This is a genomic window from Halalkalibacter flavus (assembly GCF_036663575.1).
Taxonomy (GTDB): Bacteria; Bacillota; Bacilli; order Bacillales; family Bacillaceae_D; genus Halalkalibacter; species Halalkalibacter flavus.
The window spans coordinates 80,928-97,825 of record NZ_JAWRVK010000005.1 but is presented as its reverse complement, the minus strand read 5'-3'; the positions used below and the strand labels follow the sequence as shown (position 1 = coordinate 97,825).

The following is a 16,898-nucleotide window of genomic DNA, read 5'->3' as shown; positions in this document are numbered from 1 at the left end:
TTTCTCTCGTTAACTTTGATACGAGTAATTAGTTATTCGAATTTAAGATATGAAGTAAATCATCTTCCGTAATGACCGCATCTGGAAAGTCACTTTCTATCAGGGAGTTTTGGACTATGTCGGGGTCCTTTAGCTCCGCTACAATATTTTGAGCAGTTTCAACGAGAAGCGATATTTGATCCTCCGCTACCTTTGAGATGATTTTCATGTGGAGCCTGTCATTCTGAACAAAGGCTAGAATGTGAAGTCTTGGTTTACTTTCAAACTCACCAAAATCCGAGCTAACCGATGATTCTATTTGAGAATCGAGTCGCCCCAAATAATTGAATGTCATAAAGATATCCGGATCTTCTAACAAGACAGGAGTTGCATATTTGATTAGGCCGTAATCAAACCCTTTGTTCGGAATTTCTCTAATGGTATTCTTAGTATTTTTCATGGTAGTGGCAAAAGCGTTATCTGTCTCCAATAAGATTGGGTAAATTGTTGTAAACCAGCCAACGGTTCTTGTTATATCTATTGTGTCATCGACAATTTCTCTTCCATGCCCTTCTACCTCTATCCAAAAACGACGAACGTCAAAAGCCTGTCCCATACTCTTTGCAACTAAAGTCAACAATACTTCTTCCACAGTTGCTTTAGACTGACTTGTTAATTCCTGAACGAAAAATGTTGTTTCATCTTCACTGAATATTAGTTCTCTTGTTTTCTCTGTTTTTTCAGTCATATGATCCACTAGTCTAAAAGGGGAAACATTACTATTAAGCTTATTAGTCCAATAGTTAATAGTATCTTGGGCTAGGACTGAATGAATATATTTCTTTAGGTAATTAGACCAATCTTTATATGATGAAGTTCTAGGTGGTAGATTAGTTGGTTGATTATTTAACACTCGATCATGAAGATGGTGGAAGTCTTCAAGCAAGATTCTCCAGGAAACCGCGTCTACAACAAGATGATGGATTACCCAGAAAAAGCGATACTGATGGGCTTGTTCTTTTAACACGAGCATTTTCATAATCGGGCCATTCTCGATGTTCAAAGATTCTTGGATAGCTATTTCCCATTCATTTCTTTTTCTGATTCGAGCATCCTTATCAAGAAGATGAACATCTTCATAGATCAGTTCCCATGTCTTATGTTCAGAATCAATTAGGCCGAAATAATGCTCGTCTTTCTTCTGAAATAGGGTTAATAATCCGTCATGATGGTCGACAATTTCAGCTAGAATTCGTTCCAGTTTTTCTTTTGAAGCACACTCATTTTTGTAGAAGACTAGCGATTGGTTCCAATGATGGAGCGATGTCGAGTGTTCTTTGAAAAACCATTCTTGAATAGGAATGAGCTCAATACGCCCTCGTGTTTCTAAAGGCTGAATAATTGATCTATTTTCAGCGTGTAAACTGGCTGCTAATTCAGCTACAGTCTGATGTTCGAAAATTGACTTCGGACTAATAGTAAGACCTTCTTGTCGTGCTAATGAGCAAATTTGAATACTTTGAATCGAGTCTCCCCCTAGTTCAAAGAAATTATCATGAATGCTTAGCTGATCCATGCTTAACACTGACTTAAAAATAGTCAAAAGAATTCTCTCGTTCTCTGTCTTAGGCTTTTGGACTACCTTTTCCACTTTTGTAGTAGGTTCAGGAAGTTTAGTCGTATCTACCTTCCCATTTGCATTCAACAGGAAGGAATCAACCTGTAAAACAAAGGATGGAATCATGTAAGCAGGCAAACTCTCTTTTAGAAATGCCTTAATTTGTCCTGTATCCATTTGTTCAGTTGATGTAACATAAGCAATTAACTGCTTGACATAGTTTGCATTCTCGCGAATTTTAATAAATGCATCATTTATTAACGGATGTGCCTTGAGTTTGATCATGATCTCATCAATCTCAACTCGAAACCCTCTGATTTTGACTTGATTATCCGTTCTTCCCTGAAACAACAACTGACCAGTTGTTGTGTATTTAGCAAGGTCTCCACTACGATACAGACACTCACCTAGTCTAAAAGGGTGTTCAATAAACTTCTCTTTCGTTAATTCATCATTATTATGATAACCTGCTGCTAACCCTTCGCCCCCTATGTACATTTCACCAGTTGCACCGATAGGCACTAACTGTTTCTCACTATTTAATAAATAGACGTTCGTATTAAGGATTGGTTTTCCAATAGACACTTTACCCCTAGTTGCATCAAAATCGTTAGATGCCTCAAACATCTCAAACGTTGTCCATACAGAGTACTCGGACGGTCCATATGCGTTGTAAAAATTCACATGCTGATATTTCTTCACTAGCTCTACCGGACATTCAGACCCAGCAGATCCAACAAACTCTACTTCAGAACTTTCAATATTTAACTCCTGCAAAACTGCTGGTGGTAGGACAAGATGGGTTAGCTTTTCTTTTTTTATTTGCTTTTCAAGTTGAATTACATCAAACATATCTTCTTTGTTATTCCCGATATGTAGCTCTGCCCCATTTAACAAACTTCCAAATATCTCGTATACAGAAGCATCAAAGTTATAGGTAGCAAACTGCAATACTCTTGATGATTCATTAAGATGTAAATATTTATGCTGACTTCTAACCAAATTTACGATCCCTTTATGCGGAAGCATAACTCCTTTAGGTCTTCCCGTCGTTCCAGACGTATAGATTATGTAAGCTAAATCTGTTGGGTCAAGCCCTGTATGATCAATGACGATATCTTCATAACGAACAGACGTAAGATCAATCACATGAGGGATCGTTTTAATCGCCCCTTGCTGTCTCTGATCAGTTATACAAACAGACAAGGTCGAATCCTGAATAATATATTCCAATCGCTCACTCGGTAGAGAAGGATCTAGTGGTACATAAGCACATCCAGCTTTCATAATTCCTAGCATACTTACAACCATATCAATTGATCTTGTTACGTGAAGCCCTACCTTTTTCGAGCGTTTGTCTACTACCTTTTTCACTAAATGCGCTATGCTATCAGACTTCTTATCCAAATCGTAATACGTTATTTCTTCCCCGTTATCATAAATAGCGATGCTGCTAGCACGTTCTTTTACAACCCGTTTGAACATGGAGATAACCGTCTCATTGGCGTAACCATTAGATAACTCTCCTTGCCAACTTGATAACAAATCCAACTGATCATCATCTAAATATTGCAATTGTCTGATCGGTGTTTCGTTATATTGACAAATTTGATATAGCCATTTTTCAAAGCTCTTCATAAGTCTCCTTACCGTCTCTGGTAGAAAGAGCTCATCTGAGTATTCAAATTCAAGAATTATTTTTTGAGATTTCTTTACTTTAATCGTTAGGTCATAATTAGAGAAAGGAATATCAAAATCTTCTTTTGTTAAAGTAAAATATGAATTTTTAAACTGACCATCAAAGCTTTCTTCCATTGCCAGCGCTGTCTGAAACAATGGAGAATAACTTAGCTCCCGATCTGGATTAATAATTTCTACGATCCTATCAAAGGGGTAAGCCTGATACTCAAGTACTTCCAAAATTTGTTGCTGATTCCTAGTTAAAATATGTCGGAAAGATTTAGTTGGATCTACTTTTAACATAAATGGCAATGTGTTCACAAAGCAGCCAATCACCTTAGAAAATTCCTCTTGAACTCGATTGGCCACTGTACTCCCAACAACAATCTGCTGATTCCCTGTAAACTGAGCTAAAAATACTTGATAGGCTGTCAACATAAATGCATAGAGCGTTGTCCCACTTTGTTTCAAGGTACGATCTATTAACACTTGAAGATCCTTGTTAATTTCTAGTTCCAATCTATCTCCCGAAAAAGAAGGAGATTTTGGTCTTGAGAAATCATAAGGCAATTCTAAACTTGTCTCTCTCTCCTTGAAGTAATCCTCCCAGAATTCTTTTAGAATAGAGTCATTCTGTTTAACCCATTCCTTATGCCACAACGCATAATCTAAATACTGCATCTCTAAAGGTAGAGAAGTGTCTGTTCCATCTGTCCTAGAGATTCTTGCATACGCTTCAGTTAATTCTTGAAAAAAGGTTATATATGAGATCCCATCAAAAATAATATGATGAAAGTTACACACTAAATAATAAAATTCCTCTTCTATTTGGAAAATCTTCAGCGTAAATAATGGACCTGAGTCTAAATGAAAGTTTCTTCTTACTTCTTTATTAAGATAGTCAGCAACCTTCTTAGAAGAGACTTCTAGTTCATCTTCTCGCAAATCTCCATAAGCAATCGTATTTCTTCTAAACTTGTTCACGACTTGTCGTATTTGATGGTTTTCCTCTATAAAGGTGGTTCTTAAGCTTTCATGTCTCTCCACTAAAGAATCGAGGGCTTTTTGTAGAAGATCGACTTTTACTATGCCATTTAAGCGGAACTTAAATGGCATAGTATAAAGCATCTGATTGTCTTCTAATCTATCGAACAAATACATCCGATCTTGATTATGAGAAAGATCTCCCGAGATTGCCCCACGTTTAACAGGTTTTACTTTATCGTCTTCTCTCATACTAATAACCATATCGATAAAGCTTGCTAGTTTTTCAACGCTTGTTTGAACCGTCACTACTTCCATCGTTAATTGGATTCCAAACTCATTTTGAGTAAGCGTGAAAAATGCCTCTTGCTCCGCATACGTTTTTAGATGATTTCTAAGGTCATCTGTAAGTGCTAAAGGAGCATCCATCATTCTTGATAACATGGTCAAAAGCTTCTCTTGAGTTCTCGTCATTATTCTGTTCACCTCATTTATGGCAGCTTTGATTAATATCACCTAATTGCTTGATCAATAGCGAAAGCTCCTCAATAGTGGGATGTTCAAACAATACTCTGATTGCTAATTTAACACCTAGGTTATTCTTCACCATTTGAATAAATTGCATGGCTAAAAGAGAATTACCTCCAAGGTCAAAAAAACTAACTTTTCGATCTACACTCTCCTCTCCTAAAATTTCTTTCCAAAACTCTATCAGTTTTTTTTCAATTGCTTCAGTCTTACTTTCGGTAATTATCTCCATAGTTTTTTCTCCTCACTTAACTTTTAAATTTTCAAGTAGTTGACTTAAGATTTGATTAAACGTTGAAATAATGAAAGACCTTCCTTTTGCATCAATGGCTACCTCGTTAAATTTAATTTGAACGCTCTTACGAGGAGTAACAACAATGACTATTGGATAATGAGTTGTTTCTCTTCCTTCTATTAAACTCACACTCAGTTCATCTGTACTCACTATTGACATTGGATAATTTTCAAAAGCATACAATGAATCAAACAAGTGCTCCTGTGAATGAGCCCATTCTTGAATTTTAGATAAAGGTGTATTTTCAAAGGCACTTACATCTATTAATTCGTGCTGTACTTCTTGCAATAGCTCCGTATACGTCTTCTCTTGATTAATAGTCTTGATAAAAGGAATTGTATTAATAAATGGTCCAACCATCGTATCAATCCCTTGAATCGGAAGATTCCTCCCAGAAGTTACCATTCCGCAACAGACCGTGTCTCTTCCTTTAATTCCTCTCAAGGTTGCAAGCCAAATGGTTAAGAAGAAAGTATTGACCGTAATCTTATTCTCCTGGCAGTAACGTTGAACCAACATAGATAGTTCATGATCTAACTCTTTCGTATACACGTATTCAACATAATTCTCACCGGCAAACAAGTCTAATGAAGAAGAGGTACTTTGTAATTGTTGAAGCTTTCTGTTCCAATAATCTTGCAGTTGTTCTTGATCCATATACCTTTTCATATAATCAACGTACGATTTGAAAGGGGCTCCTGCTGCTTGAGATGATACCTTTTCTTTATACGAATCGAAAATTTCATTAATTACCATGGAATAGCTCCAACCGTCCATAATCATATGGTGAAATGTCCATATTAATTGATATTGCTGTTCGCCTGACTTAACAATTAAGAAACAATTGATTCGATTGCTCTCAATGTCAATTTTTTTGTACTGACTCTGCACCAATTGTTCTAAATTCAAAGGTGAATTCCACAAATCGACATAGTCAATATCAATATCCACATATTTTAATAACACCTGATGAAAGTTCCCTTTTTTATCGGAATGAAATTCCGTCTTAAAAATATCATGCTTTAACATTGTTCTCGTTATGGCATTTTTTAGTTTTTCAATATTCAATTGCCCATCTAGGCCAAAGCGAAGCTGTACAGTATACTGACTACTGTCACTATCAAATAAACTATGGTACAACATTCCTTTTTGGGTTGCTGTTAAGTCATACACATCTAAAATTTGAGATTCAGGTATTGAACCATATGAAACGTCCGATATTTCTTCAGCTTCTCTATTCTGCTCAGCCTCTTCTCTTAAGCTATAAAGCAATTTTTGTAATTGATTCTTTACATAACTTTCAAAGTCCTCTTGAACAAAATATCGATTGAAATTGACTCTTATTTCCTGTTGATCATCAACAAGTAATAATTCAATATCTATTTCATGCTCAGTATAGGAGTTCTCTTGAATATCTTGCTCACTGAAAAAGTTTATTTCCGTTGCATGCAACTTTTTGCTTTTTTGAAATTTTCCTAAGTTATTGAAGCTTAGTATCGGTTGGTTCAGTTCAGTCCATCGATCCTTTAGCATGCCATAATCAATACCTTTATTTGGCATAGTTCTTAACTTTTTTCTTGTGTTAAATATAGTCTCGGACAATGAATCTTTCTTCTCTAAGTAGATGGGATACATCGTTGTAAACCACCCTACGGTTCTTGATAAATTCACATCATCAAACAATTCTTCACGACCATGGCCTTCTAGTGTAAAGTGAACATTTTTTTTATTAAAATACTCACCAAGCATGGTTGTAAAAACAGCTAGATACACTTCATCAACTGTTACGTTATAAGCCTTTGTTATATCGTTATAAATTGCATGAGTGAGTTCTTGATTTAACGTTAAAGCAAAGGATCCCCCAGCATAATCAGTTGTAGTCTTGACCAACTGATGATCATACTTCTTGCTGCATTCATCCTCCCAATATTTCTTAATATTATTCGGGATTCGTTCCTTATAATCTGCTAATTTATTTGCCCACCTTTTAAATGATGTTGTTTTGTTAGACAGTCTAGGTTCTTCACTATTTAAGACAGACATATAGAGCTGATCAAAGTCTTCTAGTAGAATCCTCCAAGAAACACCATCTACAATTAAATGGTGAACAACCCAAATGATTGTATGCTCATCCTCACTTGTTTTAATACAAACCACTCTCATTAGTGGTCCGTTTGTAATATTTATTCCTTTTTGAGCTATTTCTTCTTGCCGAGAAATTTCTCGTAGGATCTGCACCTCATGTAAATTAGAAAGATCCATGTATAAAGCCTGCCAAAATGCTTGGTGTTTCTCCACTGTTTCCACTGTTGAAAACTCTTCACTGGCTGAAAATCCCGTTCTAAAGGCATCATGATGCTTTACTAACTGTGCAACAATCTGATTTAGTTTGTTTTCATTTATAGCTTGATAGCCTTTTAACGTAACGGATTGGTTCCAGTGGTTATAATTGTCAATATTTTGAGAAAAAAACCACTTTTGAATCGGTGTTAACGGTGCCTGTCCATAAACGTCTGATTCTGTTATTTCGTTGTCTTCCTGCCACTTGACCACCTTAGCAAGCTCTTCAATGCATTGTTTCTCAAAAATATCTTTAGATGTAATAAGAAGATGTTCTTTTTTTGCAAGGGCACAAATTTGAATACTTAAGATAGAGTCCCCACCACATTCAAAAAAATTATCAGAAGTGGTCATGTTTTGTTTGTTTAGGACATATCCCCAGATTTTTAATAATTTCTGTTCAATCATATTTATTGTTTTCTCTTTAGGTGTTCGTTCTGGATGTGATTTCAGATCAGGTAGGCTTCTCATATCGATCTTTCCATTTGTTGTGAGCGGGAATGAATCCAACCTAATAAAAACAGACGGAATCATATAATGAGGCAGGCGCTTATTCAATTGTTCTTTGATGTTATCTTCTGCTATCTCATTATCTGAAATGAAATAGGCATAAATACGTTTTGATTGTGCTTGATCTTTAATGGTAACTATGCAATCTTTAATTCCATCAATTTTTTTAAGAGCTGCATTGATTTCACCTAGTTCAATTCGATAGCCTCTAATTTTCACCTGGTCATCTGCTCTTCCTATAAATAGCAAATCCCCATCCTCAGTAAATTTAACTAAATCCCCAGTTTTATAGAGTTTTTTTGTGGGATTAAAAGGGTTTGGAACAAAGCTCTCTATGTTTTTTTCTGGATTGTTAATATACCCTCGTGCAATTCCTTTACCTCCAATATATAATTCTCCCACTTGTCCCTTTGGAGTCAGTTTCATCCTTGAATTAAATACATATGTCTCTACATTTAAAATTGGCTTTCCAATCGGAATCACCTTATTATCATTTGGACGTATTTTATGAGCTGTTGAAACAACTGTCCCCTCTGTAGGACCATAGTTATTATATAGATTAAAATTTAATTCAGTAGGGATTGTTTTCAAACGGTCTCCACCAGTAAGGATGCTCCTAATTGAATCTGGGAATTTCATTTCATTAATAAATAATTGTTCAAGAAGCCCTGTAGAAAAAAATGCAATTGAGACCTTCTCTTTTTCCAATTTTTCAGAAAGTACTTCTACATCAAGTAAATCAAAGTAATCTAAAATCACAAGCTTATTGCCATTAGTTAAGTAAGGGAACATTTCCCATATTGAGGCATCAAAAGAAGCACTCGAAATAAGTAAGGCAGCATCTTCCTCTGTAACTGAATAGTAATTGATATGCCAATCACATAAATTGGCAAGGCCTCTATGTTCGATCATTACTCCCTTAGGTTTTCCCGTAGTTCCCGAAGTGTAAATAACATAAGCTAAATTTGTTTCGGAAAGTCTTCTTGACTGGAATTCATTAACTTCACCTAGATTAGGAACCTCGTCTATAACGATAAGTTGCTTATCATCGCCTGGATAACTAAGGTCTACATTATTAGTTATGCAATACACAATTTTAGAATCCTCAATCATATGAATAAGTCGAGCTTCTGGTTGTGAAGGATCTAACGGAACATATCCTGCTCCCACTTTCATAATGGCTAGAACAGATGATATCATTGCTATAGAACGTTCCATAAAAACGCCGACTTTGTCTTCCTCACAAACCCCATTATGCTGTAAATAATGTGCAAGCTCATTCGCCCTCTTATTCAATTCTCGGTACGTTAATTGCTCTTCTCCATGAACGACTGCTATGTCTTCAGGCCTACTCTCGACTTGTTGTTCAAAACGAGTAATGACATCGTCAAACGAACGCTCCTCACCTTCATCTTGATCTCTGTTATTAGTCGCTAGTGCTAACATTGCGTGTAATTGTGCTGATTCTAAGTATGACAAATTTTTTAATTGCGTTTCTTCGTCACAAGTGATTTCATGTAACCAGTGTTTGAAATTAGTAGCCATTCTCTGAATGGTTGCCTTTTTAAACAAGGATTGGTTATATTCAAAAGAGATCACCAAATCCTCATTATTTTGTTCTGCTTGTACAACCAAATCAAAAATGGCTTTATACGTATCGACCTGTCTCGGTTGTAATTGAACGGTGTCGTACGTTAACTTTTCCATTTCGTTATTTTGTAAGACAAACACTGTTTCAAATAATGGTGTTGAATGAATCGAGCGATCACTTGCAGCGTACTTCATAATTTGTTCTGTCGGTAAGTTTTGGTGATCAAATACATTGGTGATATTCTTAATATTTCTCCTTAACACATCTGTAAATGTTTCTTCTTGATTGATATGTAACTTAAAAGGTAATGTATTGACGAAATAGCCTATTAACCCCTCTGTATCAGCATGATTCCTTTTCGCTAAAGGACTCCCTACCACAATTTCCTCCTGATCAAAATAGACAGATAAAAACGTTTGATAGGCAGATATCAAACTCATAAATAAGGTCGATTTTGTTTTTTGATTAAGCTTTTCTAATTTTTTTTGAATGGCCGTTGGCACAGAAAAACGAATTATATCTGAATCATTTTTATTAGTTGCTGTTTTCGGATGATCGAACTGTAAAAATGATTCCTTTCTCATTGTGGAGATTTCACTACTCCAAAACTCTTGATCCCTTTGACTTATATAGGTTGGTGATGTCTTTTGCCAGTAAGCATAGTCACCATATTGAAGCTTTTCTTCACTATGAGAAGACTGCTTTTCATTATTTAGATTGTCATACATAGTGAACCAAGTGTTAATCAGTAATGGAATCGACCAACCATCGAATATAATATGGTGAATGTTACAAATCAATTGATACTCAGAATTACTCTTCTTTGCTAAAGTGATCGATAATAACGATCCATTTTCAATATCAAATTCTCTAGCAGCTTCTTGTTTCACTAATTCTTCTATCTTCTCTTCTTGCTCTTTGACAGAGCGACTTGATAAATCAACATAGGTAAAGTGATGATAGATCGTCTCATCGTAGACTAAAATCCCTTTCCCCTCTTTCTCCTTAATGGTACTTTTTAATATTTGATGCAAATTACCCATTTTATTAAATGAACTCTCTAAAGACTCCCTATCAATTTCTCCTTTTATATCATAGGAAAATACAATATTATACAGAGACTTATCTTCATTTGTATGATAAATGAACCATAAATTCTCTTGTTCATATGTAAGAGGGTATTCATTCCTTTTCTTTATTTCAATAGGATAATATTCTTGCTTGTCTTCTTGCTTTACTCGTATTTCAATCAAGCTGGCTATCTTTAGTATCGTATCGTTTTCAAGTATCTCTAATGGAGAAAGCTCAATATTAAAAAGGTCCCTTACCTTCACGATCATTTTCATTATCGATAATGAGTTCATTCCTAATGACAATAATGATTGGTTATTTGAAATCCTACCATTTCCTAGAATATCGATAATCACTTTTCTTATCTGCTCGGCTAATTGTTCATCTGCGACTATTGTTTCAGATGGAGTTGGTTCAATAACTGTTTGTTGAAACTTCGGTAATAATTCCTTATTCAATTTCCCGTTTACTGTTAATGGAATTTGGTCAATCTTGATAAAGAAACTTGGAATCATATATGCAGGAATGTGAGTACTTACGACTTCTCGTAAATAACTGGTCGGTAATTCCTCCTCTGCAACATAATATAAAACCAAATGTTTGTCGTTAAAGACAGCATCAGTTATAGCAACTGCATTACTAATTTCCTTAAGTTCATTGTATGCGCTCTCCACCTCACCCAGCTCAATCCTAAAGCCTCTTAATTGGACTTGTTCATCATTTCTAGAGATGTATTGAAGTTCATTGTTATCTAATTGTTTTACTACATCCCCTGACTTATAATACCGTACATTATCAAACTCTTTAAACTTTTTCTCATTCAATTCCGGATTATTATAATAGCCTATAGAAAGACCTTCTCCTGAGATGTACAACTCCCCTTCTACCCCTATAGAAACTTCTTCTTCATACTCATTCATAATTTTAAAATCTAAGTGAGGGAGTACCTTACCGATATTAGTCACACCTTTTTCTACACTACATTTTGTCACTTCTTTAAAAGTGACATGAACTGTCGTTTCTGTTATCCCATACATATTTATTAGTTTTGGTAAGGACTTATTTTCTGGAGAGTACCATGTAGCTAGTTTTTTAAAGTTTAACGCTTCTCCTCCAAAAATTATGTACTTTAAATGTAATTCCTGTTGACGTCTTAAGAGTTCTGTACTTATTTCAAAAAAGGCACTTGGTGTACAATTAAAAACGGTCGTCTTCGTTCGTACCATGAGATCAACAAATGAAATTGGACTCCTACTTTCTTCAAACGAAACAACGATTACTTCACCACCATAGATCCAAGCCCCCCACATTTCCCAAACCGAAAAATCAAAGGCATATGAGTGAAAAAAAGTCCACTTATCTTGGTAGTCGTAATCAAATAAACTCTCACACCCTGAAAATAAACTCATCACATTTCCATGGGTGACACAAACTCCTTTTGGGTCTCCTGTTGAACCAGAAGTAAAAATGATATAAGCAGGGCTTTCCGTTTCGATCGATATATTCAGATTGTTTCCCTCAAATCTTGTTGATCCTTCAATGACTTGAGCACTCGTCACATGTTGACAATTTACTGTTGTTCCTTTGTCTGTAATGAGTAATTTCAACTCTGAGTTCTTAATAATATGTTTAACTCGTTTAGCTGGGCTTTTTGGATCAATTGGAACATAGGTAACACCTAATTTAAGCAAAGCTAAGATGAAAAATAAAACATATTCTGACTTCTCAATATAAAGCCCTACATTATCACCTTTTTTTATTCCCTGATTTCGTAAGAACCGTGCAAATTGATTAGCTAATATATTTGTTTCTTTATATGAAAATGTCCTGTCTTTATTTCTTACTGCAACTTTATCTCCATGCTTTCTTGTACTCTCTTCAAACAAATATACCAACGATTTCATAGTCATGTCCCTCCTTTGTTACTTTAAATATGTTCCTGATGTTACTGTCAACATATGAAACACTAAAGAAATTAACGCGATAATAAGTGTAATAATAACCGCATTTTTTCTTTTAAGTTTTGCTACTTTTTCTAAGGAAAGACTAAATACAATAAGACTAGCAATATAGAATAACTCAAATTCAGCCATAAAGGTGTGTAATGCAGAATTGTGATCATGAACAAGTAGAGCTAGGCTAGTAAATGTAGTTTCTTTCGCACTGACTAAAAGCGCAATGATTGCATTGACACCAGAACCAATGACGATTAATATCCCTGCATTTACAACCGATTTCATAATTCCTTTTATGTTTACGGGTTTCTCTTTTAAAACAAGTGCAAGTAGTATTACAATAAGGGTTTGAACCATAAACGTAAAAAATAATCCTAACGATCCCATAGCAATCGTCATCATAATAAAGCCCATGACACCCATTTCTGACATTAAAACGCCATTTAATACATCCATTCCCTTTTGTTCTGCAGAGTATAATAACAGAGTCGTTTCAATACCTGCTATGAGGCTAAGTAGTACTAAGGCACTAATTAACTTACTAAATTTGTCCTCTTTTTTATAAAGAAGTTGAGCTAGATTGTTTTCGTTTTGCACTTCCCTTTTTAGTTCCATTTGTATTCTCCCTTATCCGTTTACTTTTTGTAGAATTAATTGGAAACGTAACACTTCGTATCTCGTCTTCTCTAAGCACAACCTTACACTGATATTGCGTAAAATGACTAAAAAACAATAAAATGCCGCCATGGTCAACCTCAAACCGCGAAATTTCAAAAATTTGTAGTGGTGTGGTTAATCCTGTCTTTAATATTTTTGATAGACTTTCTTTGGCACTAAAAAAAATTTCCTTGCTTAAGAAGCTACTTCCATGAATCATCTTTCTTTCGTGCTCAGTTAAATATTCTTCTAAAAAAGGGGAATCCTGTATTGTTCTTTGTTCAACATCGATACCCATTGGGTGCAACTGATCAAATACAACGATTCCAATTGTTTTTTGGGTATGGGATATCGAAATGCCGACATTAATCGGCAGAAACCTATTTCCTGTAACGATGGGCTGTCCGAACACACCTTTTAGAATTGAAATTTGTTTTATTTCATCTAAACCAATATTTAAAAATTTCATGATAGAAAATTTTGCACAATATAAACTTTTCTTTGCTTCTGAAAATTTTTTTTTACAGTTAGTGACTCTAAATAACTACGTTCTTGCTCACTAAATATCTCATCTGCATCGTTTAAATTTAATAAGTCTGCCTCATAAAACATGGTGAAGGATTTGTAAATATTGCTCTTATTCATAAAATATTCGATCAACTTTTTCCCTCCCTATTAATTAAATTAACAATAATGAATATAACTTTTTACCGATGTAATTTTTATTATTTTTTACTATTTTCGTCAAAATTATCAATCATTATCATTATTGATAATACTTTACCATAACAAATATGGAAGATCTATTAATATTTTGTAAATTAATAGGCGATTTATTCATTATTAGTTGATTTATAGTTTTATTTTCTTATATCTAAAGCCTTACCACAAAAGGAGTTTACTCGTTTAGTTAAGATAAAATTTATTTTTAAAGTTCTTAAAAAAATTAAATAGATTTCAAATTTCCATAAAAAAAAAACCATATTCAATTTGCTTATTGAATATGGCTTTTCCCTTTATGATTTAATAGGTTAGAAGGTCAACTATTTAGGTTCTTTCACCAATATATGCATTGCTTTTTTAAGTATTTCATTTTCCTCTTTGAGGCTTTTAATAATTTTGTCTTTTTCATTTGTAATGTTTGTCCCTGAACAATTAAGGTTCCCGTCTGCTTTATAGCCTTCCTTACTTTTTTCTTTATAGGTGTTAACCCAGTTACGTAGAGTTTGTAATGACACATTTATCTCTTCAGACAGTTCTTTTGTCTTCCTGCCTTCCTCTACTACTAACCGTGCAACGTGCATCTTAAATTCTTTATCATGATGCTTCCCCATAGGTAGATCCTCCTTTCTTGTAGCACTTAATGTTTCTCAAATATATCTTTCACAAAGCTATCTTTACTCTTTTTATTAGGATAAGGAATGTTGATATTCCCAATATAAGAGTAATAATTGTCGCTATAAATGATTGATCCACAAACCATATTAAGCTAAAGTGAACCGCTATGATTAAGATCAGTATTGGTAATCCATACAGGAGACTGATTAAAACATTCGGATTAGATTTAATTGCCTCTGCTGGGTTTTCCCAATCTAGACTTGGATTTTTCATATCATAGAGTGGTGTAAGAATGTTATAGCAAATGACTAGGCTAGTGATAGTCAGCAGCAATGCTATACTTTCTAATTCCCAGAACCCAAACAGAGCCAATATTAAATAACTTACCAAAATAGCAATAATACTCATAATTGAGGAGATGACAACTTTCGAAAAATAGACATAGTTCTTATTAAAGGGAGCACTCTTCAATAGATAATGATATTTTCCCTCTCTTGAATACGGCGTACCACTTATATTATTTATACAGCACAGAAATAGGACTAGATATGAAAAGAATGATCCTAAAAAGGCTTCATTTGCAAGGATGAAATAGGTTGGAAACACATCCTTTTGTACTAATACTAATAAGATCACTGCACCGATGGGAGGCAGTAGGAGACCTAAAGCAATCTGCATTTTAAAATATGCTTCTGATTGAATAATCCAGAGTTCTCTCTGTAGATAGTTCATCCATTGACTATTAGTAATTTTAACTTTTGATGGCTTTAGACTATCACTTTGTTCAGATACCCCATTCTTAACGTAACTGACAGAACATATTTTCATTACAATATAATATAGTAAAATACTAATCAAAGTAATAAAACTTAACATCACAATCCATAGTCCCATTTGCTCTAAAGTGGTAAAGCTCGTCACAATCAAGCTTATGAGCACCATGTTATTGAACGTTTCATACATCGTTAGAAGGACAAATTCGATCGAGTTCAATAACCCTCCAATTGAGGTCACATCCATTTGTGACATAAATGTAGACATGGTAACCGTCGTTTTGCTAGTAAAGTAAACGAGGCAGCCGCTCACTAGGAGAAGGATAACAGCAATGTTAGTGATTAAATAGTCTACTTTATTTTCAAATCGATTATACTGTGTATTCACAATAGAAAGAAAAAATAAGAGAAGCAAAGCTATTAAAACATTTACTATTGGTATAAAAAGTAGCAGTTTCATTGCTTCGATGACTCTAAGCTCGATAAGTAAAAGTACTAAAGTAGGGATTTGAACAAGCATGGAAATCACAATCGGAACCCATAGACTACTTATCACCTTAGCGGTTGTAATTTCTTTAGCACTTAAGGGAAGAGGAACTAACATGTTAAATTCATAATAAGCAAATACTTGAGAAATCGAGAAATAACAAACCAATGCAAAGACTAGCACACTCGATATCAGTAAATTGTAAAACATAAACAAAGGCGTATTCCCTAGTAAAAATACGGCAATATTCACCACTGATAACTGAACAAACATGTAAAAAACAGCTATGATCAATACGACTTGAAGCATCGGTTGCTTGGGTCTACTATAAAAAGAAGAAACGAAAAATTTAATTAATTGACGCTTTTCGTTCATATACTTGGGCCTCCATAAAAATTGACTCTAATGACTCTTCTCCTAGGATGTTTTGAATATCATCATGTAAAATAATCTTTCCTTCTTTTAATATAGCGACAGTACTACATACCTTTTCAGCGATATCTAATAAATGGGTAGAAAAGAATACGGTCCCTCCCAATTCTGCATAGTGTTTGATTAATTCCTTAAAGACTAGAACCGCATTTGGATCCAAACCGTTTAAAGGTTCATCCATAATAATAATAGGAGGAGAAATGACAAAAGCAGCAATTAATAATACTTTACGGAGCATTCCATACGAATACGTTCCCATCGGTTTTTTTAGGGCCTCTTGCATATCAAATTTCTCTATATATTGATCAAACCTTTTTTGATCCTTTTCCCCATATAGATTCATTAAAAAACAAATCCAGTCATATCCCGATACATTTTTAAAAACATTAATCGTATCAGGAATGAAAAAAAATTGCTTCTTATATTCAATTCCAGCTTCTTTTGAGAGACCATTGATTTCTACTTTGCCTTTTTGATAATCGACAATGCCTGTTATTACATTTAATGTTGTCGTCTTACCGGCTCCATTCCCGCCAACAAATCCTAATATTTCCCCCTTTTTTATGTTAAGATCTAACCCGTTTAAGACTTTCTTAGAGGTATAGCTTTTTTCTAAGTTTGTAATCCTTAACATTTCTTAACCTCCTAGCATTTTTGTAT

At 34.5% G+C, this 16,898-nt stretch carries 8 protein-coding genes; all 8 read right to left on the bottom strand.

The window, feature by feature from the left end; translation table 11 throughout:
- Positions 1 to 28: 28 nt before the first annotated feature.
- The gene (locus tag SAY88_RS05090) at positions 29 to 4,735 is read right to left on the bottom strand and encodes an amino acid adenylation domain-containing protein (protein ID WP_332629895.1); all 4,707 of its coding nucleotides are present in this window, start codon (positions 4,733 to 4,735) and stop codon (positions 29 to 31) included.
- 13 nt (positions 4,736 to 4,748) lie between these two features.
- Positions 4,749 to 5,021 carry a phosphopantetheine-binding protein gene (locus SAY88_RS05085; protein ID WP_332629893.1) on the bottom strand — a complete coding sequence of 91 codons (273 nt, stop codon included), beginning with the start codon at positions 5,019 to 5,021 and terminating at the stop codon, positions 4,749 to 4,751.
- Positions 5,022 to 5,033: 12 nt separating this feature from the next.
- A complete protein-coding gene (locus tag SAY88_RS05080) occupies positions 5,034 to 12,500 on the bottom strand; it encodes an amino acid adenylation domain-containing protein (protein ID WP_332629890.1) in 7,467 nt (2,488 codons plus the stop codon).
- 18 nt (positions 12,501 to 12,518) lie between these two features.
- Positions 12,519 to 13,166 carry a hypothetical protein gene (locus SAY88_RS05075; protein WP_332629888.1) on the bottom strand — a complete coding sequence of 216 codons (648 nt, stop codon included), beginning with the start codon at positions 13,164 to 13,166 and terminating at the stop codon, positions 12,519 to 12,521.
- The gene (locus SAY88_RS05070) at positions 13,111 to 13,677 is read right to left on the bottom strand and encodes a 4'-phosphopantetheinyl transferase family protein (RefSeq protein WP_332629887.1); all 567 of its coding nucleotides are present in this window, start codon (positions 13,675 to 13,677) and stop codon (positions 13,111 to 13,113) included. Before SAY88_RS05070 ends, SAY88_RS05075 begins: the two co-directional genes overlap by 56 nt.
- 574 nt (positions 13,678 to 14,251) lie before the next feature.
- Entirely contained in the window at positions 14,252 to 14,542 is a 291-nt protein-coding gene (locus SAY88_RS05065) for a transposase (RefSeq protein WP_332629885.1), read from the bottom strand.
- A 49-nt stretch (positions 14,543 to 14,591) separates the two neighbouring features.
- On the bottom strand, positions 14,592 to 16,181 hold the full coding sequence (locus SAY88_RS05060; protein ID WP_332629883.1) for a hypothetical protein: 1,590 nt from the start codon (positions 16,179 to 16,181) through the stop codon (positions 14,592 to 14,594).
- Positions 16,156 to 16,872 carry an ABC transporter ATP-binding protein gene (locus SAY88_RS05055; protein ID WP_332629882.1) on the bottom strand — a complete coding sequence of 239 codons (717 nt, stop codon included), beginning with the start codon at positions 16,870 to 16,872 and terminating at the stop codon, positions 16,156 to 16,158. The genes SAY88_RS05060 and SAY88_RS05055 overlap by 26 nt, the downstream gene beginning before the upstream one ends.
- Positions 16,873 to 16,898: the final 26 nt, after the last annotated feature.